Consider the following 21,324-nt stretch of genomic DNA (forward strand, 5'->3'; position numbering starts at 1 on the left):
TGACCATGCCACTTTACTGAAGAAGTCATTGAAAAAATTGCCATTGCAAAATCTCTTCTTTCAACTGCTGGCAGCGCGAATAGTCAAGGCTTTCAATCGCTTGCGCAGTTTCACTCCGCAACGTTGCCAGCAACGCTTTTCGCCCGACGTCTTCCACTTTCCCTTCCATTTTCCCACGCAGGGCCGGAAGCGGCATGTCCACTGTTAACAACAGCCGCGTCAGTGCGGCAACCGAGGTTGAAAACGCCCGATGCGCAAAAGCAAACCCCGCCAGCTCCAGCCAGTCGTCATTATTAAGGGTAGCTTCCCAGCCGTCTTCCACGGGGATCTTTTCACCGTTCCAGGCCGATAATACCCGCGCATCGCGCTTTAGACGCCGCTGCGCCTGCTCGCACAGCTGACGCCCGGCCTCGCTCTGCGGCCGCAACGCCATCGCGGTGTAGCATCCGCTGCTGGCTTCACGATGGCTGCCCATCCGCATCAGCACAAACCCGCATTGCTGCCAGAAACGCCAAAGCTCATCGGTATAGCCGAAGCTCACCGACAGATAATCTTCGCCGCTGGCGCTGCGAACAAGTGCCTGGCCAATCCCTTCCCGCTGACGGTGAGGATGTACGGCAATGCGGGTGACCCGTCGTCCTCTGAGCGTCGCCGCCAGCGGAGAGCCGCCGTGCGCCGCCAGAGACTGCGCCACCAGGTTACCGCGCGGACGCCGGTATCCTGCCCACACGGCGCGGCTAAGCTCAGGGGAGAGCCCGCCCTCCTCCACCAGCCAGAGCGCCCCGGCGATATCCGGGTCCGTTTCGGCAACGGCAAACCACTGCCCGGGCGCGTCCATCATGCGGCGTAAATCGAGCGGCGAGGTGCGATAATGCGCCGCGCAGAGGAGCTCGTATACGCTCGCTGCAAGCGCCGGGCGGCGTTCCCAGGCCGTCGGCGTCAGAGACGTTAGACGCACCTCTCCCTCCGGGCGGCGGTCAATCAGCGTATCGTCAAACAGCAGCGCACTGGCGACAACCCGCTCAAGCGGACAGCCCGCCGCCCAGCGCACCGGTGTAGATAGGCTGTAGCGCTGCAGCCCGGCAAACCGACCGCAAAATTTAAGCAAGAATCCCCGGCCCGTCCCTTCATATCCCTGCACCGTGGTGGTCAACAGCACCCGAGGGAAACGGACAGCCAGCTTTTCCAGCAGAGGTCCGGGGATAGCAGCGGCTTCATCGACAATCAGCCAGTCAGCCTGGCATGAAGAGGCAAGCAGCGCGTCCGGGGCCATAAAATGAAAACGCTCTCCGGCGAAGCGGGCGATGATATCCGTCGCCCCCTTCGACGGCGCGGTTACCACGGCGCTGCCCGCAATGCGGTTCAGCAACATGCCCGCCAGGGCTGATTTTCCGCGCCCGCGCGCGGCGGTAACGGCCACGATGCCCTCCGCCATCCCCTGCAGCACATCCAGGATCTCAGCCTGCTCGCGCTGCGGTGCGCCGCTGGCAGGCTGCCAGTCAGGCGCGTCGGGTAAAGGCGGAAGGGATAACGCGCAGCCCTGAAGCCAGACAATCGCGTCGGGATCGGCGGCAATCGTCCGGCAGAAATGGTGGACAAAATGCGGCGTGGCTATCGCTTCGGCGCTGTCGCTCCAGCGCAGTGAATCGCTGTCTGGCAACTCAGCCCACGCGTCGAGCGGCGGAACCCGCAGCACCAGAAGGCTTCCGGCGCTCAGCGTTCCGCTCAGGGCGGCAAATGCGGCGACATCAAACCCGGCGCTGGCGTCAAAAACAGCGTGCCGGAACTCGCGTCCCAGCAGGCCGCTGATGGCTTTTGAAGGGTGTTCGTCAAGCCTTACCCAGTCTCCGGGCAAGGCGTCACGCAGGTCCAGCGCCTGGGTTAACGTCCACTGCGCCTCACCGCTGAGCACCACCAGCCGACGATGGCCGGTGCGCTCAAGCTCGCTTATCAGCTGTTCAAACTCCAGCATTACATCGCTTTGCCGAAGGTATTACACTGCGCCGGATCGCCGCTGTCGAAGCCGCGTTTAAACCAGCTATAGCGCTGCTGTGAGGTTCCGTGAGTGAAGCTGTCCGGCACGACGCGCCCCTGGCTCTGCTGCTGAAGACGGTCGTCACCGATAGCCTGAGCGGCATTTAACGCCTCCTCAAGATCGCCGGATTCCAGCACGCCCTGCTGCTGCATGCTGTGGCCCCAGACGCCCGCAAAGCAGTCTGCCTGCAGCTCCATTTTCACGGAAAGGCGGTTCACTTCCGCCTGAGACGCATTTTGCTGGAGCTGGCGCACTTTTGGCTCAATCCCCAGCAGCTTTTGCACGTGATGGCCGACTTCATGCGCGATCACGTAGCCCTGGGCAAAATCACCGTCAGCGCCAAGCGTGCGTTTCATGTCATCGTAAAAAGAGAGATCGATATAGACGGTGCCGTCTGCCGGGCAGTAGAACGGCCCCATCACAGATTGCCCGGTACCGCATCCGGTGCGGGTTGCCCCCCGGTACATCACCAGCTTCGGCTGCTGGTAGGTACGCCCCATCTTCTCAAACAGCTGACTCCAGGTGTCTTCTGTTGTGGCGAGAATAACGGAGGTAAATTTGGCCGCTTCATCTTCATTCGGGCTGATGGAGCGCTGAGAATGCTCCTGCTGCTGCAGCGGCTGACCGGTCATCAACCCGGTGAGGTCAACGCCGTAGTAACCCGCGACTAAAACCACAATCAGCAGGATGATACCGCCCTTGCCGCTGGGTAACCGGAAGCCTGGCCCACCCATTGAAGGACCGCCGCCGCCATCACTGCGTCTGTCTTCTACATTGTCACTTTCACGACGCCCTTGCCAGCGCATAACCACCTCGAACTATTCCATTTATAATAGCTATGATCGTAGGCGGTTAACGGCAAGATTACCATAGGAAACAAAGGTAAGACGCCAAAGGATGCAAACATCCTTTGGCAAGTGAGGAAGTTAGTCGAGCTTAACGCCTAAACGGTGAGCAACCGCTTCGTACGCTTCAATCAGACCACCCAGGCTCTGACGGAAACGGTCTTTGTCCATTTTATCCAGGGTTTCTTTATCCCACAGGCGGCTACCGTCCGGTGAGAACTCATCGCCCAGCACCACTTCGCCTTTGAACAGACCAAACTCCAGCTTGAAGTCAACCAGGATCAGGCCCGCGTCATCAAACAGCTTTTTCAGCACGTCGTTGGCTTTGTAGGTCAGCTCTTTCATGCGCGCCAGGTTCTCCTGGTTCACCCAGCCGAAGGTTTCGCAGTAGGATTCGTTGACCATCGGGTCGTGCATGGCATCGTTTTTCAGGAACAGGTCGAACAGCGGTGGATTCAGTTCGATACCTTCTTCAATGCCCAGACGCTTCACCAGGGAGCCCGCCGCACGGTTACGAATAACGCACTCAACCGGAACCATATCCAGTTTTTTCACCAGACATTCCGTATCGGACAGCAACGCTTCCATCTGGGTCGGGATGCCCGCTTCGGCCAGTTTGGTCATAATGAAGTGGTTGAACTTGTTGTTCACCATGCCTTTACGATCGAACTGCTCAATGCGTGCGCCATCCCCTGCTGACGTATCATTGCGGAACTCGAGCACCAACAGATCCGGGTTTTCCGTGCTGTATACGGTCTTCGCTTTGCCACGATACAACTCAGCTTGCTTCTGCATCTTCATTACTCCTGGTGTGATGATTTGTGTTCAAAACTGGGGATATTATGCCACGCACACGTTTGCGTGGCACTAAAATAAAAAGGGCTGGATTCACCAGCCCTCGTGTTTATTTGCTGAATGCTGCCTGGAAGACAGCGACCAGCGCATCGTTCTGCGACTGGGTCAGCGTGTGACCTTTTGGATCGATAAACTGCAGACTGCTGCGGTTATCAAGGTCGCCTACCTGAATCTTGTAGTCACCGGAGGCAAGCTGAGGATCTTTCGCGCCCAGTTCCTGCCATGCGCTGTCGGAGAGCGGCTTATACGTTGCCGTCATGCTGCCGGTCGAACGCGTGCTGTCGGTCACTTTCATGCCCACTTTTTCCAGCGTCGCTGGCAGACGCTGCCAGGTCTGGTTAAACGGTGCACGCACCACCAGCATTGGCAGGCCGGTATCATCCGCACCGCTTTGTACATCGAAGGTCGCGCCGTTGCGGCTCTGCGCGGCGTTGGCGGCATCGGTAGCGGTCTTATCCAGACCCGCGGCAATCACGTTCAGCATTTCGGTGCTGTAACGCTGCAGGGACGCGGCATCCGCAACCGGTTTACCCGCCTGTTCCAGGTTCAACAGCTTAACGTTAACCGCCTGCTGGTAACCCTGTGGTTTAACGGAGACTTGATAGCGACCGCGGTACTGCTGGTCTTCATCCAGACGGTTCCATTCGATCCAGTCGGTGGTTAACGTCTGGCTGGCGTCATCGCGTTTATCGATGGTGTAGTTCTTCGACTGAATGACGCTGACAACCTGCGGCCACAGCGAGCTACCGCGCGCGCTCTCAACCATCAGAGACGCCGTATCACCGGTGAACTGGGTACGCGCCCCGTTGACCAGTGCCAGAGGCTGTGCTGGCGGACGAATATCAAGCGCTTTACCGACCGGGCCGCTGCCGTTGGTCACGGGAATATTATAATCGCCGTTCTGAATCGGCAGGATCATACCAGCCGGTGCGTGAAGTTCAGCAAGCGGGGTCGCATCCAGATAGGATTCATCACCGCTCACCTGGCGCTTGTAGCGCGAATCTGAACTACAGGCAGCGAGCAGCATAACAAGCGAAACACTCGCAACCTTCGCCAGGCGCGACTTCTGTACTGAATAAGCCATCAACTCTCCCTAAACTCTACAGCAAACCGGCATGCTTCAGCGCCGCCCTGACGATGTCACGACCGTGGTCGGTAATCGGTGTCATTGGCAGACGCAGCGTGTCGGATGCTACAAGTCCCAACTCCTTACATGCCCATTTCACTGGGATCGGATTGGGTTCGACAAATAATTTATTGTGCAGCGGCATCAGACGCTGATTAATGACACGCGCTTCATCAAAGTGACCGGCTGCGGCCAGTTTGCACATTTCTGCCATATCGCGCGCCGCAACGTTTGCCGTTACGGAGATCACGCCATGACCACCGAGCTGCATAAAGTCCAGCGCGGTCGCATCATCACCACTCAACAGGATAAAGTCGTCTGAAACCAGCTCTTTGATCTGATGAACGCGGCTTAAGTTCCCTGTCGCCTCTTTAATACCGATAATATTTTTTACTTCCGAGAGACGACCAACGGTTTCCGGCAGCATATCGCAACCGGTACGGGACGGCACATTATACAGAATTTGTGGCAAGTCAGTATGTTCAGCGATGGCTTTGAAGTGCTGGAACAAACCTTCCTGAGTAGGACGGTTGTAATAAGGGGTCACCGTCAGACAGCCAACGATGCCGCTGTCGTTAAAACGTTTGGTCAGGCTGATAGCTTCTGCGGTTGCATTAGCCCCTGTCCCCGCGATGACCGGAATACGTCCGTCAGCCAGTTCCAGGGTCAGCATTACCACATCGCCGTGCTCGTCGTGGCTCAGCGTTGCGGATTCACCGGTAGTCCCTACCGAAACGATCGCCGAGGTTCCGTTGGCGACATGGTAATCAATGAGCTTCTTCATGCTTGACCGGCAGACATTACCTTTTTCATCCATCGGTGTAACAAGCGCGACAATACTTCCCGTGAACATGAGCCATCCTCTGTGCGAACAAGAGCCTCAATGTTACGTTTGGAACTGTAATAAAAGCAAGCGACCTGAGGCTCTCAGGCGGTTGTATGCATGTTTTTTTTATGCTTTCCTTAGGAAGACTTAACCATGCAAAGGAAGAACAGGTTTGACAACCTCATCACAACATTACCTGGTTATCACTGCGCTGGGTGCCGACAGGCCGGGTATCGTGAACACCATCACCCGTCACGTAAGCAGCTGCGGCTGTAATATCGAAGACAGCCGTCTGGCGATGCTTGGCGAAGAGTTCACATTTATTATGTTGCTTTCCGGGACATGGAACGCCATTACGTTGATTGAATCGACCCTGCCGCTGAAAGGGGCCGAACTGGATTTGCTGATTGTCATGAAGCGCACCACCGCGCGTCCGCGTCCGGCACTGCCTTCTACCGTCTGGGTACAGGTTGAAGTGCCTGATTCTCCGCATCTGATTGAGCGTTTCACGGCGCTTTTTGACAGTCACCAGATGAATATTGCCGAACTGGTTTCCCGTACGCAGACAAGCGATGACCAGGGTCTTCCGGTGCTGTTTATTCAAATTACCGCGCACAGCCCTGCCTCACAGGATGCGTCAAATATCGAGCAAGCGTTCAAAGCCCTCTGTACAGAATTAAACGCGCAGGGCAGTATAAGCGTCGTCAATTATTCGCAGCACGAACAGGATGGAGTTGAGTAATGAACCCACTGAAAGCCGGTGACATCGCACCGAAATTTAGCTTACCGGATCAAGACGGCGAGCAAGTAAATTTGACCGACTTCCAGGGACAGCGTGTTCTGGTCTATTTCTACCCGAAAGCCATGACCCCCGGCTGCACCGTACAGGCCTGCGGCTTACGCGACAACATGGACGACTTGAAAAAAGTCGGCGTGGAAGTGCTGGGTATCAGCACGGATAAACCAGAAAAGCTGTCACGATTTGCTGAAAAAGAGCTGCTGAACTTCACGCTGCTTTCTGATGAAGACCATCAGGTATGCGAGCAGTTCGGCGTCTGGGGCGAGAAGACGTTTATGGGTAAAACCTACGACGGTATTCACCGCATCAGCTTCCTGATTGACGCTGACGGTAAAGTTGAACATGTGTTTGACGACTTCAAAACCAGCAACCACCACGACGTGGTCTTGAACTGGCTGAAAGAGAACGCCTGATAAACAGCAAAACGGCAACCCAGGTTGCCGTTTTTAGTGTTTTCCCCCTCTCCCACAGGAGAGGGTCGGAGTGAGAGCATCGGGCTGCACAAAAACTACTTCTCTTCCACCGCCGGCACATCCGGCCACGCGTGGACCACGGCTTTAATCAGCGTCGCCAGCGGAATCGCAAAGAACACGCCCCAGAATCCCCACAGCCCGCCGAAAATCACCACGGATAAGATAATCACCAGCGGATGCAGGTTCACCGCTTCGGAGAACAGCACCGGCACCAGCAGGTTACCGTCCAGGCCCTGAATAATCAGGTACACCGCAAAGCAGCTCCAGAACTCCGTCCCCAGCCCAAACTGGAACAGCGCGACGCCAACAACCGGAATGGTCACCACAAACGCGCCGATGTACGGAATCAGGACCGACAGCCCCACCAGCACCGCCAGCAGCAGCGAGTAGTTCAGCCCGAAAATCAGGAAGCCAATCCAGGTGGCTCCCCCCACGACAATCATCTCCAGCACCTTGCCGCGAATGTAGTTGGTGATCTGCTGGTTCATCTCTTCCCAGACCTGCCCTGCCAGACCGCGGTTGCGCGGCAGGATACGGCGCACGGCGTTGAGCATCTGATCTTTATCTTTCACCAGGAAGAAGACCATCAGCGGCACGAGCACAAGGTAAACCGCCAGCGTCAGCAGTCCGACCAGCGAGGCCAGAGAGTACTTCACCACCGAATCGCCCATCGTCATGATGCGGGCGCGCATATTTTCGGCCATCGCGTCGATAATCCCGGCATCCATCAGGGCCGGGTAACGGCGCGGCAGCGTGGCGGCGAAATCAGACAGCTTGTTCAGCATACCGGGCATGTCGCGGATCAGGTTAATTCCCTGCTGCCAGGCGACCGGCATCACCACAAAGGCCATTAGCAGCAGGATGCCGACAAACAGCACCAGCACGATGCTGGTCGCCCAGCGGCGGGAACAGCCGATGTGTTCCAGGCGCGCCGTCGGCCACTCCAGCAGGTACGCCAGCACAATCGCCACCAGCAGTGGCGCGAGCAGGCCGCTGAAGAAGAACAGAATACCGAACCCGGCAACCAGAATAACCAACAAAGCAATGGCTTCCGGGTCGCTGAACCGACGCCGGTACCACTGCATTAACATTTCGAGCATACAACCCTTCCCTGAATCGAATGGCGGGAGTGAGACGGTGAATTGTATCTAACTGTCACAAAAAAGACTTTCGCTTTTTGTATCCCGATCGCAATCCGCAAAAGCCTGATGAATGGGATTTTCTTCATGCTGTAACACGGCTACACTCGCAGAGCAGCAGAGATGAACGATATGCCGCTTCATCGGTCAAATTAGCACATCCAACATACAGGACAGTGGTTATGTTCAGGCAGTTGAGAAAAACACTGGTTGCAACACTGATTGCCGCGGTGACGGTCGGTCAGGTGTTGCCCGCTTTTGCTGACTCGTCCGATTCATTGCCGGACATGGGCACCACAGCAGGAAGCACGCTCTCTATTGGGCAAGAGATGCAAATGGGGGATTACTATGTTCGCCAGCTGCGCGGCAGCGCCCCGCTGATTAACGACCCTTTGCTGGTACAGTACATTAACGGGCTGGGGATGCGTCTGGTTTCGCACGCCGACTCGGTAAAAACGCCCTTCCACTTCTATTTAATCAATAATGACGAAATCAACGCCTTCGCCTTCTTTGGCGGTAACGTGGTGCTGCATTCGGCGTTATTCCGTTACTCTGACAACGAAAGCCAGCTGGCCTCGGTGATGGCGCACGAAATTTCGCACGTCACCCAGCGCCACCTGGCGCGCGCCATGGAAGACCAGAAACGTAACGCCCCCCTCACCTGGGTGGGCGCGCTGGGCTCTATTCTGCTGGCGATGGCCAGCCCGCAGGCCGGGATGGCGGCCCTGACCGGTACGCTGGCGGGAACGCGTCAGGGAATGATCAGCTTTACCCAGCAAAATGAACAGGAAGCGGACCGCATCGGGATTCAGGTGCTGCAGCGTTCAGGCTTTGACCCGCAGGCCATGCCGAGCTTCCTGGAAAAACTGCTCGATCAGGCGCGTTACTCTTCCCGTCCGCCGGAAATTCTGTTGACGCACCCGCTGCCGGAAAGCCGCCTGTCGGACGCCCGTAACCGTGCCAACCAGATGCGTCCGGTCGTGGTCCAGTCATCACAGGATTTCTACATGGCGAAAGTGAGAACGCTTGGGATGTACAACTCCGGGCGTAACCAGCTCACCAGCGACCTGCTGGATACCCTGGCGAAAGGCAACGTGCGTGAGAAAAACGCCGCGCAGTATGGTCAGGCGCTCCAGGCGATGGAAGCCAGCAAATACGACGAGGCGCGTAAAGCGCTGCAACCGCTTCTGGCTGCCGACCCGAACAACCCGTGGTATCTCGATCTCTCGACGGATATCGATCTGGGGCAGAAGAAAACGGCCGATGCGATTAACCGTCTGAAAGGGGCGAAAGACGTCCGTACCAACCCGGTGCTGCAGCTTAACCTGGCGAACGCTTACTTACAGGGCGGCCAGCCTGGCGAAGCGGCGACCATTCTGAACCGCTACACCTTTAATAATAAAGACGATCAAAACGGCTGGGATCTGCTCGCTCAGGCGCAAGCGCAGCTTGGCAACCGCGATCAGGAGCTGGCGGCGCGTGCCGAAGGTTTTGCCCTGGTGGGCCGCCTCGATCAGGCGATTTCCGCGCTCAGCAGCGCCAGCTCGCAGGTCAAGCTCGGCAGCCTCCAGCAGGCCCGTTACGACGCGCGTATCGATCAGCTGCGCGGCCTGCAGCAGCGCTTTAAGCCGTACGAGAAGATGTAATAAAGGAGAATTCACGTCATGACAGACGCCGTAAAAATCTATCACAACCCGCGCTGCTCCAAGAGCCGCGATACCCTGAGCCTGCTGAAGTCTAACGGCGTTGAGCCGGAAGTGGTGCTGTACCTCGACACCCCACCTGACGCGCAAACCCTCCGCCAGCTGCTGCACATGCTGGGAATGGGCAGTGCAAGAGAGCTGATGCGCCAGAAAGAAGATCTGTATAAGTCGCTTAACCTGGATGACAGCCGCCTCACCGAGGCTGAGCTGATCCAGGCGATGGTTGAAAATCCAAAGCTGATTGAGCGCCCGATTGTGGTAGCGAACGGCCAGGCGCGCATTGGACGCCCGCCGGAAGACGTGCTCGAGATCCTCTAGTTCTTATGCCGCAGCGCTTCCAGAAAGGCCTGCGGCGTACTCTCTCCCAGCTTTTTCTGCGCTTTTCCCCAGTTGTAAAATTCGCACAGATGGATCAACAGCTCGCCTGCCGGTTCACTGCTCAGACGCGGGATGATTTCACATAGCGGTAGATCGACCTGAACGGCACGGTACTGCTGCGGATGCGCTGTCACGGTGGTATTACGCTCCCCAAGCTTCACCTCAAAACCAAAAGTCTCAACAGATTGAATATCAGCCGGACAGGCTGCCAGCGCGTCGTTCGCCCAGTGGGTCAGCAGCTGCGGAGAAATGCCCGCGTACAGCCGGGCATAGCACCAGCCGCTCACGGGTTCACGCGCCCACAGCAGATGCTGTTCTCCGCCATCGTCCATATGCAGCGACAGAGGCTGATGATGTAACAGGAGTTTTTGCGGCACGATGCCTGCCTTCAGCGCCTTTTTCCCCTGCAACGTCGCGCCCTTCTGCTTTACCGGAGCCGGTTTGAGATAGCGATTCAGGGTCGCGCGGGACACGGCTATCCCGAGTCCGCTATTGACCATCTGCAGCAGTTCGTCCAGCGGGGCGCCAGTGATATCCCGCAGGGCATTGACCAGCGCAACCTGCTCCTGTCTCAATGCTTTGTATATCACTTTTGGCGTCGTATGGTTATCCGAAACCTGCTCGCGGTTGCGCCAGCGCCTGACGGTAGTGACCGAAATACCCAGCTCGGTAGCAAGCTCTCTGTCGCTTTTATCTGACTGCTGAAGATAGCGACGGATGCGCGGCGTCGTGGTTGCATTAGCATGCAGTTTAATTTCCATCGCAGGATCCTCAAAACTAATCTTATGAGATTTATATTACACCAGCGATTGCTTTGTGACCGATTTCACCTTTCGCACGCCGCGCTTCACTGATAATCCCCAGACATAACACAAACAACACCCCTCAATCTTGTACGGAGTTCACAATGAACAATGTTCTGGGATTTCTTGAAGCAAAACTGATGCCGCTGGCGGCCAAAACGGCCCAGCAGCGTCATCTCGGGGCCATTCGCGGCGCCTACGTATCCTTCATGCCGTTTATCATCGTCGGCTCTATTCTGCTGGTGATATCGTCGTTCCCGAATCAAGCCTATCAGCAGTTTATGTCTCAGGCCTTTGGTGAGAGCTGGAGCGCCATAATAGAAATCCCGTTCAACGCGGTGTTCTCCACCATGTCGCTGTTCATCAGCTTCCTGGTGGCGTTCCGTCTGGCGGAGCACTATGGTGAGGATCGCATCTCCTGCGGTATCCTGGCGCTGGTCGCCTTTCTCATCCTGACGCCCTTTATCAAAGTGGCAGAAAACGGCGGTATTACCGTCATTCCGGTGGAGTGGATTGGCAGCAAAGGGCTGTTCGTGGCGATGATCGGTTCCCTGCTGTGGACGGAGCTGTTCTGCTGGCTCAAGCGCAAAAAGCTGGTGATCAAAATGCCGGACGGCGTGCCTCCGGCGGTGCAGGAGTCGTTCGCCGCGCTGATCCCGGCCCTGCTGGTGATGATTCTGGTACTGGGTATCCGCATCGTGTTTGAAAACACCCACTACAACACCATCCACCAGTTTATTTACGAAGTGGTTGCCACGCCGGTGCGCCACTACGGCACCTCTTACTTTGGCGCGCTGATGACGGTGTTCAGCATCACCATTCTGTGGTCAGTAGGCATTAACTCCGGCTCGATGATCAACGGCATCATTCGCCCACTGTGGATGGAGAACCAGACCGACAACATCGCCGCGATTCAGGCAGGCACGACGCCGCCGCACATTATTACTGAACAGTTTTTTGACATGATCTGGATGGGCGGCGCGGGGGCCACGCTGTCGCTGGTGATTGCGATGCTGATTTTCGCCCGCAGCAAAAACATGCGTGAAGTGGCGCGCCTCGGCGCCGGGGCATCGGTGTTTAACATCAACGAACCGATCCTGTTTGGCCTGCCGGTGATCATGAACCCGATCATGCTCATCCCGTTCAACCTGGTGCCGCTGGTGCTGGTCACCGTGCAGTATGCGGCGATGAAGATTGGCGCGGTTGCCGTCACCACCGGGGTGTTTATTCCCTGGACGCTGCCGCCGGTCATCAGCGGCTTTATCGTTACCGGACACCTGAGCGGCAGCGTCATGCAGCTTATCAACCTGCTGATTGGCGCCATGCTATACCTGCCTTTTATGCGTATCGTGGACAAACAGTACCGCGCGGCGGAAATGGCCACCGTTACGCAAACCGACACCACCCTTGCAAAACAGGAGTAAAGCATGTGGGGAATTATCGCGACCTGGAGAATGGCGCTTGAAGGCGTTACGGAGTCTGCGTCAGCGCTGGCTGCGGGTAAACCGGTCTCTGCGGCAGTGGTTGATGCCGTTGCCGCCGTCGAGGACTTTCCGTTTTACAAATCCGTCGGCTACGGCGGACTGCCCACCGAAAATGGCGAAGTGGAGCTGGACGCCGCCTACATGGACGGCGATACGCTGGCGTTTGGCGCCGTGGGCAATCTGGTGGATATCGCCAACCCGGTGCGCGTGGCGCATGCGTTAAGCCGCCAGCGCTACAACAGCCTGCTTGTCGGCCAGGGCGCGCGGGAATGGGCGCTGAGCCAGGGCTTCGCCGACAAAACCATGCTCACTGACCGCGCCATGCAGCACTACCGCAAGCGCTGCCGCGAGACGCTGGATAAGGGCTTAAGCCCTTACGACGGGCATGACACCGTCGGCATTATCGGACTCGATAAACAAGGGTCAATGAGCGTCGCCACCTCCACCAGCGGCCTGTTCATGAAAAAACGTGGTCGACTCGGCGATTCGCCCATTATTGGTTCCGGATTTTACTGCGACAGTGAAACCGGCGCCGCCACCGCCACGGGCGTCGGTGAAGATCTGATGAAAGGCTGCACCAGCTACGAAATCGTCCGCCGCATGGCGCAGGGTATGACGCCGCAGCAGGCGGCGGATTCAGTGGTGTTCGAGCTGGAAGACAAGCTGATGTCGCGCTTTGGCCGTGCGGGCGATCTTTCCGTGGTGTGCATGAACAAGAGAGGCGAGTTCGGGGCCGCCACCAACATCAAAACGTTCTCGTTCGTGGTGGCGACGGCTCGCCAGCCCCTCACCGTTTTTCGTACCGAACGCCTGCGGGAGAAAACGCATTATTACGCCGTAGACGATGAGTGGATGCAGGCCTATGCCGCGCGGATCCGCGCGCCGATTGAGGAGTCATGATGATTACGTATCAGTTTATCACCGCGCTTTCTGACGCGGCTTCGCAAAGCCATTTGATTGCGTCCGCCTCCTGTACGCATTTGCCCGAAACGGCGCTTGTCGCGGAAATGCGCGAGTCTGCCAGCATCGCTGACACCCGCTTTGGCTGCGCCCCGTTTGCCCGGATCACCCTGCTGCCGGATGCCCTCTGGCAGGATAGCCTGACCGAAGGATTGCTGACGGCGCTGCGCCCGCTGCTGGCCTCGCCCGTCAGCCCCGAGCTGATACTGGACGTTACTGCTATCGACGATGTGGTGCTGGCGCAGGTGCTGCGCTTTCTCTTTAATCAGGCGCACAGGCTGAGCGACCTCAAGCTAAAGAAAACGGATGAATCGACGGTGCGCCTTACGCACATCACCGCCCTCTGCCTGCCGGAACAGCAGGCAAAACTGGAGGGGATCTTCCGCCAGCAGCAGGCCATCGCCCAGGGCATGATCGCGGCGCGACGTCTGGCGGATATCCCGTCCGACCAATGCACGCCGCAGTTTGTGGTGGAAGAGGCGCAAAGGCACTGTGCCGCGTTCCCCGCCCTGCGCTGCGAAGTGCTGAACGAAAAGGCTATTGCTGAGCAGGGTCTGGGGCTGCTGCAGGCCGTTGGCAAAGGGGCGACCTGTCCGCCGCGCCTGCTGGCTATTCATTATGACGGCGTCAACGACGGCCCGGTGCGCTGCTATGTGGGTAAAGGCATTACCTTCGATACCGGAGGCCTGTGGCTGAAGGAAGGCGCGGGCATGTACACCATGAAATACGACATGTGCGGTGCGGCTAACGTGCTGGGCCTGATGCTGACCGTGGCAGAGCTGGGGTTACCCGTGCGCATCATGGGCGTGCTGGCGCTGGCAGAAAACGCCATCGGCCCCGACGCCATGCAGCCCGGCACGGTGGCGACGGCCTGCAACGGCATCACGGTTGAAATCAACAACACCGATGCCGAAGGCCGACTGGTGCTGGCGGACGCCATCGCCTGGGCCAGCCAGCGCCATCCGCAGGCGCGCTATATTATTGATATGGCGACCTTAACCGGCGCGGTCGTGAAGGCGCTGGGGTATGAATTGAGCGGATTAATGACGCAGGATGAACCGCTGCGCGCGACGCTGACGCTGGCGGGTAAGCAGAGCGGCGATGAAGTGTGGTCCCTGCCGCTGGATGCGCGGCTGAAAAAACAGACCGACAGCGCCATCGCCGATCTGTGCAACACGCCGACCAACAATGCGGCGATCAGCGCCTCGGCAGCGTGGCTGCTGCACCACTTTTGCCGGCCGACGATCCCGTGGGCGCATCTGGACATTAGCGGTACGGCGCTGTGGCGAGAGAGCGGCAGGAGCGTGGCGTCGGGAAGACCAATTCCGCTTTTGGTTGAGCACTTGCTGGGGGATGTCTAATTTTCGTAGGCCCGGTAAGGCGTAGCCGCCACCGGGCGAACAAACTCAAAGCTTAAGAATATCTTTCACGAACGGAATGGTCAGCTTGCGCTGGGCGGTAATGGAGGCGCGATCGAGCTGATCGAGCGTGTCAAACAGCGTGCGCATTTCGCGATCCAGCCGCTTGAGCAGGAAGCGCCCCACGTCCTCCGGCAGCTCAAACCCGCGCTGCTTTGCGCGCAGCTGTAACGCCTGAAGCTTATCTTCATCCGACAGCGGCTGAAGCTTGTAGATTTGCCCCCAGTCCAGACGAGACGCCAGGTCCGGCAGCCCCAGATTGAGCTGTCTCGGCGGACGATCGCCGGTGATCAGCAGCCGGGTTTTGCCTGACTCCAGAATGCGGTTGTAGAGGTTAAAGATCGCCATTTCCCACGGCTCGTCCCCCGCCACGCATTCGATATTATCGATGCAGACCAGCGAGAGATGTTCCATTCCCTCCAGCACCTCAGGTACGAACCAGGTGCGTTTATCCAGCGGCACGTAGCCTACCGCATCTCCGCGCGCCGAAAGCTCTGCGCAGGCGGCATGCAGCAGGTGGCTGCGCCCCGCGCCTTCGCGTGACCAGATATAGATGTATCCGCTGTGATCCTGGCGCAGCACGTTTTGCAGTGCAGCCAGTAAAGAGGGGTTATCACCCGGCCAGAAACTCGCGAAAGTTTCGTCGTCAGGGAGATAGAGTGGCAGAGAGAGCTGTGCCGGTCCGTTCAGAAATACCTCAACCAGAGATCCTACGTAAAATCGGAATGGAGTTTAACACGGAACCTGCAAGGAGAGAACCGGGCGATCCCTCGCCCGGTAATACGATCAATGTGACGCTTTTTCGCTGTCGTCCGCGTCCAGAATTTCTTCTTCCGGGCGGATGACCGAGATCAGCTTGAAGATCAGGCTCAGGCCCACGCCGACGATGGTCGCCAGCGCCATGCCCTTCAGCTCGGCCGCACCAATATGCACCTTAGCACCGCTCACGCCGATGATCAGGATAACGGAGGTCAGGATCAGGTTTTGCGCCTTGCTGTAATCCACTTTGGATTCAATCAGCACGCGAATACCGGAGGCGCCGATCACGCCGTACAGCAGCAGAGAAACGCCGCCCATTACCGGCACCGGAATGATCTGAATCGCTGCCGCCAGCTTGCCGACGCAGGAGAGCAGAATGGCGATGATCGCCGCGCCGCCGATAACCCAGGTACTGTAGACGCGGGTAATCGCCATCACGCCGATGTTCTCGCCGTAGGTAGTGTTTGGCGTCGAGCCGAAGAAACCGGAGATGATGGTGGAGAAACCGTTCGCAAACATGGAGCGGTGCAGACCCGGGTCTCGGATTAAATCGCGCTTTACGATGTTCGCCGTCACCACCAGGTGGCCGACGTGCTCCGCAATTACCACCAGCGCCGCAGGCAGAATGGTGAAAATAGCAAACCATTCAAAGCGTGGCGTATAGAAGGTTGGCAGCGCGAACCAGTGGGCCTGAGCGATCGGGGTGGTGTCCACCACGCCCATCGCGAAGGAGAGCGCATAGCCCGCCAGCACGCCGATCAGGATCGGGATAATCGCCATGAAGCCGCGGAACAGCACGGAGCCAAACACCGTTACGCCCAGCGTTACCAGCGAGATGATAATGGTTTTGGAATCCGGTGACTGACCGTCAGCAGGCAGCAGACCGGCCATATTCGCCGCGACGCCCGCCAGCTCCAGACCGATGACCGCAACGATGGCGCCCATCGCCGCAGGCGGGAACATCACGTCCAGCCAGCCGGTACCGGCTTTCTTCACAATGAAGGACACCACGCAGAACAGGACGCCACACATGATAAAGCCGCCCAGCGCGACTTCATAACCCAGCGGCAGCAGCAGTAACACCGGCGAGATAAAGGCGAAGCTCGACCCGAGATACGCCGGGATTTTGCCTTTACAGATAAAGAGGTACAGCAGCGTACCAATGCCGTTGAACAACAGCACGGTGGCTGGGTTAATGTGGAACAGGATTGGCACCAGCACGGTTGCGCCAAACATGGCGAACAGGTGCTGCAAACTAAGCGGGATAGTCTGTAAAAGCGGCGGTCTTTCACTCACCCCGATAGCACGGCGCGTCATAGTGTTTTCCTCTGTGTCGTATTGTTGGTGTTTTATTCAAAAAAAAGCCGACTATCAAAGTCGGCTTATTTATCGTTATTCGATTATTTCGTACCAAAGATCTTATCGCCGGCATCGCCGAGCCCCGGGATGATGTACCCGTGCTCGTTCAGCCCCTGGTCGATAGAGGCGGTATACAGCTCAACGTCCGGGTGCGCTTTTTCCAGCGCCGCGATCCCTTCCGGAGCAGCAACCAATACCAGCACCTTAATGCTGTTACAGCCCGCGTTTTTCAGCAGGTCGATGGTGGCGATCATAGAGCCACCGGTCGCGAGCATTGGGTCAACCACCAGCGCCATACGCTCGTCGATGTTAGACACCAGCTTCTGGAAGTAAGGAACAGGCTCAAGGGTTTCTTCGTTACGGTAGATACCCACCACGCTGATACGCGCGCTTGGCACGTGCTCCAGCACGCCTTCCATCATGCCGAGACCGGCACGCAGGATTGGCACCACGGTAATTTTCTTACCTTTGATCTGCTCAACCTGCACCGGGCCGTTCCAGCCTTCGATGGTGACTTTTTCTTGTTTCCAGATCAGAGGTCGCTTCGTAGGTCAGCAGGCTGCCGACTTCAGATGCCAGTTCGCGAAAACGCTTCGTGCTGATGTCATGCTCACGCATCAGGCCCAACTTGTGTTTAACGAGTGGGTGTTTCACTTCCACAATCTTCATTCTCTTTCTCCTCTGAGGTGGCGTCCGCAAAAAAATCGCGGGATTATACCGCTTTTTTCGGATTAGGCCATACCCATGTTGCTTGACGTATATCAAGCAAAGTGATTTAGAGACAAAAAAACCGGAGGCGAGACTCCGGCCTGGGGGCGGGGTTCTGCCCGGTGGCGCTGCGCTTACGCGGGCCTACGTGTAGTGTAGGTCGGGTAAGCGTTAGCGCCACCCGACAATTACAGGTTCTCGCCGTTGCTCGCAATAACCTGCTTATACCAGTCGAACGATTTTTTCTTACTGCGGTTCAGCGTGCCGTTCCCTTCATTATCTTTATCCACAAAGATAAAGCCGTAGCGCTTTTTCATTTCGCCCGTGCCGGCAGACACCAGGTCGATACAGCCCCAAGGGGTGTAGCCCATCAGATCCACGCCATCTTCCACCACCGCTTTTTTCATCTCGCGGATGTGGGCGGCCAGATAATCAATACGGTACTGGTCGTTCACCGTGCCGTCGCTCTCCTGCACGTCGATCGCGCCAAAGCCGTTCTCAACGATAAACAGCGGCAGCTGGTAGTGATCCCAGAACCAGTTCAGGGAGTAGCGCAGCCCGACCGGGTCAATCTGCCAGCCCCAGTCGGATTTCTGCACGTACGGGTTAGAGACCAGGCTCTTGCTTTCGTCGTAATCCAGCTGCGGGTTGTCCGCCGTCGCCTTGGTGGCGAAGGACATGTAGTAGCTGAAGCCGATGTAATCGACGCAGCCCTGCTTCAGCGCGGCTTTATCCTCTTCGGTTATATCCAGCGCGAAGCCGCGACGTTCGAAGTAGTTGAGCAGGTGCTGCGGGTACCTGCCGCGCACGTGTACGTCGGTGAACCAGTAGCGGCGATGCATGGCGTTCATCGCCATCATCATATCGTCCGGCGCACAGGTCAGCGGGTAGATAGGACACATGGCAATCATGCAGCCAATCTGCAGCGACGGGTTAATCTCGCGCCCCGCCTTCACCGCCAGGGCGCTGGCCACCAGCTCATAGTGCGCCGCCTGGAACATCACCGGTTCACGGTCTTCACCCGGCGCGTACTTCAGCCCGGAGTTCGTAAACGGCGCAAAGTCTTCGTGGAAGTTAGCCTGGTTGTTGATCTCGTTGAAGGTCATCCAGTACTTCACCTTATGCTGGTAGCGCTGGAACACCACTTTTGCAAAACGAACGAAGAAGTCGATCAGCTTACGGTTGCGCCAGCCGCCGTATTCGGTGACCAGATGGAAAGGCATCTCGAAGTGAGACAGGGTGATAACCGGTTCGATGCCGTACTTCAGGCATTCGTCGAACAGATCGTCATAGAATTTCAGGCCAGCCTCGTTAGGCTCAAGCTCGTCGCCTTTCGGGAAGATCCGCGTCCAGGCAATAGAGGTGCGGAAGCATTTGAACCCCATCTCGGCAAAGAGTCTGATGTCTTCTTTATAGCGGTGGTAGAAATCGATGGCTTCATGGTTAGGATAATTTTTCCCCTCCAGCACGCCGTTGGTGATTTCACGCGGCACGCCGTGCGCCCCCGCGGTCATAACATCGGCAACGCTCACGCCCTTGCCGCCCTCTTTCCAGCCGCCTTCCAGCTGGTGCGCCGCAACGGCCCCGCCCCACAGAAAATCTGCTTTAAATCCTGACATTCGCTTTCCCTCATTCTGCGTTATTTTCTGCAAAAACAATTACAGAAACCGGTTTCAGTTCGATGATGTGCAAAGGGCATAGCTGTTGCAAGCAGTTCTCAGAAACCGGTTTCATTTTCGTGAACAGAGTCAAGTTTGGCTGCATTCACGGGGTGCACAGAAAAAAAGATCTCCACGTCCAGAATAGGCTCGCAAACGTTTGCCTGGACTGTTAGAATTGCGCCGATTTTTCTTACTAGCTATGCAATCGCGTGGGGATTTAAGCCGTGACCAACAAAACTTCTCTCAGCTACAAAGATGCCGGTGTTGATATTGACGCAGGTAATGCGCTGGTTGACCGAATCAAAGGTGTGGTGAAAAAAACCCGCCGCCCGGAAGTGATGGGTGGTCTGGGTGGATTCGGCGCACTGTGCGCGCTGCCGCAAAAATATCGTGAACCTGTTCTGGTCTCGGGTACTGACGGTGTAGGCACCAAGCTGCGCCTGGCGATGGATTTAAAACGTCACGACACGATCGGTATCGATCTGGTCGCGATGTGCGTGAATGACCTGGTGGTTCAGGGCGCAGAGCCGCTGTTCTTCCTCGATTACTACGCGACCGGCAAACTGGACGTAGATACCGCGGCAAGCGTGATTAACGGTATCGCCGAAGGCTGTCTGCAGTCTGGCTGCGCGCTGGTCGGTGGCGAAACCGCAGAAATGCCGGGCATGTATCACGGCGAAGATTATGACGTCGCGGGCTTCTGCGTCGGCGTAGTAGAAAAATCAGAAATTATCGATGGCAGCAAAGTGGCCGATGGCGATGTGCTGATCGCGCTGGCCTCCAGCGGCCCGCACTCTAACGGCTACTCCCTGGTGCGTAAAATCCTCGAAGTGAGCGGCTGTGATCCGCTGACCACCGAGCTTGACGGTAAACCACTGGCTGACCATCTGCTTGCGCCAACACGTATCTACGTGAAGAACGTGCTCGAGCTTATCGAGAACGTCGACGTTCACGCCATTGCCCACCTGACCGGCGGCGGCTTCTGGGAAAATATTCCGCGCGTTCTGCCGGACAACACCCAGGCGGTGATCGACGAATCGTCATGGCAGTGGCCAGCCGTGTTTAACTGGCTGCAGACCGCGGGCAACGTGAGCTCTCACGAAATGTACCGCACCTTTAACTGCGGCGTGGGCATGGTTATCGCCCTGCCGGCAAGCGAAGCGGATAAAGCGGTTAAGCTGCTGACTGAAAAAGGTGAAAACGCGTGGAAAATCGGTACGATTAAAGCCTCCGATTCCGAACAGCGTGTGGTCATTGAATGAAAAACATCGTGGTGCTCATTTCCGGCAACGGAAGCAATTTGCAGGCCATCATAGACGCCTGCAAGCAGAAGAAAATCAATGGCACCATTCGGGCAGTTTTCAGCAACAAGGCCGACGCGTTCGGCCTTGAGCGCGCGCGGGAAGCGAACATTCCCGCGCACGCGCTGGAAGCCAGCCAGTTCGCCGGGCGTGAAGCCTTTGACCGCGAGCTGGTGCATGAGATTGATGCCTACGCGCCGGACGTGGTCGTGCTGGCGGGCTATATGCGTATTCTGAGCCCTGCCTTCGTCGAACACTTCGCCGCTCGTCTGCTGAATATCCACCCTTCCCTGCTGCCAAAATATCCCGGCCTGCATACCCATCGTCAGGTTCTGGAAAACGGCGATGAGGAGCACGGTACCTCCGTGCATTTCGTTACCGACGAGCTGGACGGCGGTCCGGTGATCCTGCAGGCGAAAGTTCCGGTCTTTGACGGCGACAGCGAAGAAGACGTGACCGAACGCGTGCAGACCCAGGAACACGCCATTTACCCGCTGGTGGTCAGCTGGTTTGTCGACGGGCGTCTCGAGATGCGCGACGGTGCAGCCTGGCTGGACGGCGTGAAGTTACCCCCGCAGGGTTATGCGGCCGAAGAGTAATTTTCTATGTCGGGTGGCGCTGCTGCGCTTACCCGACATGTTCGTTGCATTACCCGATATTCCCTTCTCCAACCTTCTAAAATCCCCAACAAA

19 protein-coding genes and 1 pseudogene are annotated in these 21,324 nt (G+C 57.3%); 9 read left to right on the forward strand and 11 right to left on the reverse strand.

All coding sequences use genetic code 11. The features are described 5' to 3' along the window. Positions 1–25 precede the first annotated feature (25 nt). The 5 genes from DEO48_RS13180 to dapA all read right to left on the reverse strand — a co-directional run bounded on the left by DEO48_RS13180 (position 26) and on the right by dapA (position 5,714). The gene (locus DEO48_RS13180; RefSeq protein ID WP_109845424.1) at positions 26–1,972 is read right to left on the reverse strand and encodes a tRNA(Met) cytidine acetyltransferase TmcA; all 1,947 of its coding nucleotides are present in this window, start codon (positions 1,970–1,972) and stop codon (positions 26–28) included. Next, complete coding sequence (locus tag DEO48_RS13185) at positions 1,972–2,841, reverse strand: neutral zinc metallopeptidase (protein WP_109845425.1); 870 nt, start codon at positions 2,839–2,841, stop codon at positions 1,972–1,974. Before DEO48_RS13185 ends, DEO48_RS13180 begins: the two co-directional genes overlap by 1 nt. A gap of 120 nt (positions 2,842–2,961) precedes the next feature. Continuing rightward, complete coding sequence (purC, locus tag DEO48_RS13190) at positions 2,962–3,675, reverse strand: phosphoribosylaminoimidazolesuccinocarboxamide synthase (protein ID WP_032659350.1); 714 nt, start codon at positions 3,673–3,675, stop codon at positions 2,962–2,964. A 109-nt stretch (positions 3,676–3,784) separates the two neighbouring features. Then, positions 3,785–4,819, reverse strand: coding sequence for an outer membrane protein assembly factor BamC (bamC, locus tag DEO48_RS13195; protein ID WP_109845426.1), 1,035 nt, complete (start codon positions 4,817–4,819; stop codon positions 3,785–3,787). 16 nt (positions 4,820–4,835) lie between these two features. Next, entirely contained in the window at positions 4,836–5,714 is an 879-nt protein-coding gene (dapA, locus tag DEO48_RS13200) for a 4-hydroxy-tetrahydrodipicolinate synthase (protein WP_023308757.1), read from the reverse strand. Positions 5,715–5,859: 145 nt separating this feature from the next. Between dapA and DEO48_RS13205 the strand changes: the two genes are divergently transcribed. Both DEO48_RS13205 and bcp read left to right on the forward strand, forming a co-directional pair. Then, positions 5,860–6,429 (forward strand): glycine cleavage system transcriptional repressor, encoded by a 570-nt coding sequence (locus tag DEO48_RS13205; protein WP_029739969.1) that lies wholly within the window; start codon positions 5,860–5,862, stop codon positions 6,427–6,429. Further along, entirely contained in the window at positions 6,429–6,899 is a 471-nt protein-coding gene (gene bcp / locus DEO48_RS13210) for a thioredoxin-dependent thiol peroxidase (protein WP_023308759.1), read from the forward strand. Before DEO48_RS13205 ends, bcp begins: the two co-directional genes overlap by 1 nt. Positions 6,900–6,994: 95 nt before the next feature. On the opposite strand, the gene DEO48_RS13215 is transcribed toward bcp, so the two are convergent. After that, the gene (locus DEO48_RS13215) at positions 6,995–8,059 is read right to left on the reverse strand and encodes an AI-2E family transporter (RefSeq protein ID WP_109845427.1); all 1,065 of its coding nucleotides are present in this window, start codon (positions 8,057–8,059) and stop codon (positions 6,995–6,997) included. Between the two features lie 221 nt (positions 8,060–8,280). On the opposite strand from DEO48_RS13215, the gene bepA reads away from it, so the two are divergent. Beyond that, positions 8,281–9,744 (forward strand): beta-barrel assembly-enhancing protease, encoded by a 1,464-nt coding sequence (bepA, locus tag DEO48_RS13220; RefSeq protein WP_023308761.1) that lies wholly within the window; start codon positions 8,281–8,283, stop codon positions 9,742–9,744. 18 nt (positions 9,745–9,762) lie between these two features. Next, a complete protein-coding gene (gene arsC / locus DEO48_RS13225; protein WP_023308762.1) occupies positions 9,763–10,119 on the forward strand; it encodes an arsenate reductase (glutaredoxin) in 357 nt (118 codons plus the stop codon). Here the strand turns inward: arsC and DEO48_RS13230 are convergent. Further along, positions 10,116–10,940 (reverse strand): helix-turn-helix domain-containing protein, encoded by an 825-nt coding sequence (locus tag DEO48_RS13230; protein ID WP_109845428.1) that lies wholly within the window; start codon positions 10,938–10,940, stop codon positions 10,116–10,118. The two genes, arsC and DEO48_RS13230, sit on opposite strands and share 4 nt — an antisense overlap. 146 nt (positions 10,941–11,086) lie before the next feature. On the opposite strand from DEO48_RS13230, the gene celB reads away from it, so the two are divergent. Genes celB through DEO48_RS13245 form a run of 3 tightly spaced genes read left to right on the forward strand, consistent with a single transcriptional unit; the run spans position 11,087 to position 14,787 of the window. Further along, the gene (gene celB / locus DEO48_RS13235) at positions 11,087–12,406 is read left to right on the forward strand and encodes a PTS cellobiose transporter subunit IIC (protein WP_024907562.1); all 1,320 of its coding nucleotides are present in this window, start codon (positions 11,087–11,089) and stop codon (positions 12,404–12,406) included. Between the two features lie 3 nt (positions 12,407–12,409). After that, positions 12,410–13,366: a N(4)-(beta-N-acetylglucosaminyl)-L-asparaginase gene (locus DEO48_RS13240; RefSeq protein ID WP_047744109.1), complete on the forward strand. Its 957-nt coding sequence runs from the start codon at positions 12,410–12,412 to the stop codon at positions 13,364–13,366. Next, positions 13,366–14,787 carry a M17 family metallopeptidase gene (locus DEO48_RS13245; protein ID WP_109845429.1) on the forward strand — a complete coding sequence of 474 codons (1,422 nt, stop codon included), beginning with the start codon at positions 13,366–13,368 and terminating at the stop codon, positions 14,785–14,787. Before DEO48_RS13240 ends, DEO48_RS13245 begins: the two co-directional genes overlap by 1 nt. Before the next feature lie 45 nt (positions 14,788–14,832). On the opposite strand, the gene DEO48_RS13250 is transcribed toward DEO48_RS13245, so the two are convergent. From DEO48_RS13250 to DEO48_RS13265, 4 genes and pseudogenes are all read right to left on the reverse strand, one after another. Further along, the gene (locus tag DEO48_RS13250; protein ID WP_211438414.1) at positions 14,833–15,534 is read right to left on the reverse strand and encodes a DnaA inactivator Hda; all 702 of its coding nucleotides are present in this window, start codon (positions 15,532–15,534) and stop codon (positions 14,833–14,835) included. A gap of 96 nt (positions 15,535–15,630) precedes the next feature. Next, entirely contained in the window at positions 15,631–16,920 is a 1,290-nt protein-coding gene (gene uraA / locus DEO48_RS13255) for a uracil permease (RefSeq protein WP_023308768.1), read from the reverse strand. Positions 16,921–17,003: 83 nt separating this feature from the next. Further along, positions 17,004–17,631: pseudogene (upp, locus tag DEO48_RS13260) on the reverse strand (uracil phosphoribosyltransferase). Positions 17,632–17,858: 227 nt separating this feature from the next. Then, the gene (locus tag DEO48_RS13265) at positions 17,859–19,289 is read right to left on the reverse strand and encodes a 6-phospho-beta-glucosidase (protein WP_058841786.1); all 1,431 of its coding nucleotides are present in this window, start codon (positions 19,287–19,289) and stop codon (positions 17,859–17,861) included. A 266-nt stretch (positions 19,290–19,555) separates the two neighbouring features. Here DEO48_RS13265 and purM point away from each other — a divergent pair, with 266 nt between their 5' ends. Together purM and purN are read left to right on the forward strand one after the other, a co-directional pair. Then, entirely contained in the window at positions 19,556–20,593 is a 1,038-nt protein-coding gene (purM, locus tag DEO48_RS13270) for a phosphoribosylformylglycinamidine cyclo-ligase (RefSeq protein WP_008501643.1), read from the forward strand. Next, positions 20,590–21,231: a phosphoribosylglycinamide formyltransferase gene (gene purN, locus DEO48_RS13275; protein WP_109845430.1), complete on the forward strand. Its 642-nt coding sequence runs from the start codon at positions 20,590–20,592 to the stop codon at positions 21,229–21,231. The genes purM and purN overlap by 4 nt, the downstream gene beginning before the upstream one ends. Positions 21,232–21,324 lie beyond the last annotated feature (93 nt).

This window comes from Enterobacter sp. CGMCC 5087 (assembly GCF_003144775.1).
GTDB classification, from domain to species: Bacteria; Pseudomonadota; Gammaproteobacteria; order Enterobacterales; family Enterobacteriaceae; genus Enterobacter; species Enterobacter cloacae_M.

Bases quoted from the DNA above. Each gene is read 5' to 3' on its own strand.
- bcp (WP_023308759.1), top strand. From the start codon at position 6,429: ATGAACCCACTGAAAGCCGGTGACATCGCACCGAAATTTAGCTTACCG.
- purN (WP_109845430.1), top strand. From the start codon at position 20,590: ATGAAAAACATCGTGGTGCTCATTTCCGGCAACGGAAGCAATTTGCAG.
- bepA (WP_023308761.1), top strand. From the start codon at position 8,281: ATGTTCAGGCAGTTGAGAAAAACACTGGTTGCAACACTGATTGCCGCG.
- DEO48_RS13265 (WP_058841786.1), bottom strand. From the start codon at position 19,289: ATGTCAGGATTTAAAGCAGATTTTCTGTGGGGCGGGGCCGTTGCGGCG.
- DEO48_RS13240 (WP_047744109.1), top strand. From the start codon at position 12,410: ATGTGGGGAATTATCGCGACCTGGAGAATGGCGCTTGAAGGCGTTACG.
- DEO48_RS13245 (WP_109845429.1), top strand. From the start codon at position 13,366: ATGATTACGTATCAGTTTATCACCGCGCTTTCTGACGCGGCTTCGCAA.
- uraA (WP_023308768.1), bottom strand. From the start codon at position 16,920: ATGACGCGCCGTGCTATCGGGGTGAGTGAAAGACCGCCGCTTTTACAG.
- purC (WP_032659350.1), bottom strand. From the start codon at position 3,675: ATGCAGAAGCAAGCTGAGTTGTATCGTGGCAAAGCGAAGACCGTATAC.
- arsC (WP_023308762.1), top strand. From the start codon at position 9,763: ATGACAGACGCCGTAAAAATCTATCACAACCCGCGCTGCTCCAAGAGC.
- DEO48_RS13180 (WP_109845424.1), bottom strand. From the start codon at position 1,972: ATGCTGGAGTTTGAACAGCTGATAAGCGAGCTTGAGCGCACCGGCCAT.
- bamC (WP_109845426.1), bottom strand. From the start codon at position 4,819: ATGGCTTATTCAGTACAGAAGTCGCGCCTGGCGAAGGTTGCGAGTGTT.
- dapA (WP_023308757.1), bottom strand. From the start codon at position 5,714: ATGTTCACGGGAAGTATTGTCGCGCTTGTTACACCGATGGATGAAAAA.
- celB (WP_024907562.1), top strand. From the start codon at position 11,087: ATGAACAATGTTCTGGGATTTCTTGAAGCAAAACTGATGCCGCTGGCG.
- DEO48_RS13185 (WP_109845425.1), bottom strand. From the start codon at position 2,841: ATGCGCTGGCAAGGGCGTCGTGAAAGTGACAATGTAGAAGACAGACGC.
- DEO48_RS13230 (WP_109845428.1), bottom strand. From the start codon at position 10,940: ATGGAAATTAAACTGCATGCTAATGCAACCACGACGCCGCGCATCCGT.
- DEO48_RS13215 (WP_109845427.1), bottom strand. From the start codon at position 8,059: ATGCTCGAAATGTTAATGCAGTGGTACCGGCGTCGGTTCAGCGACCCG.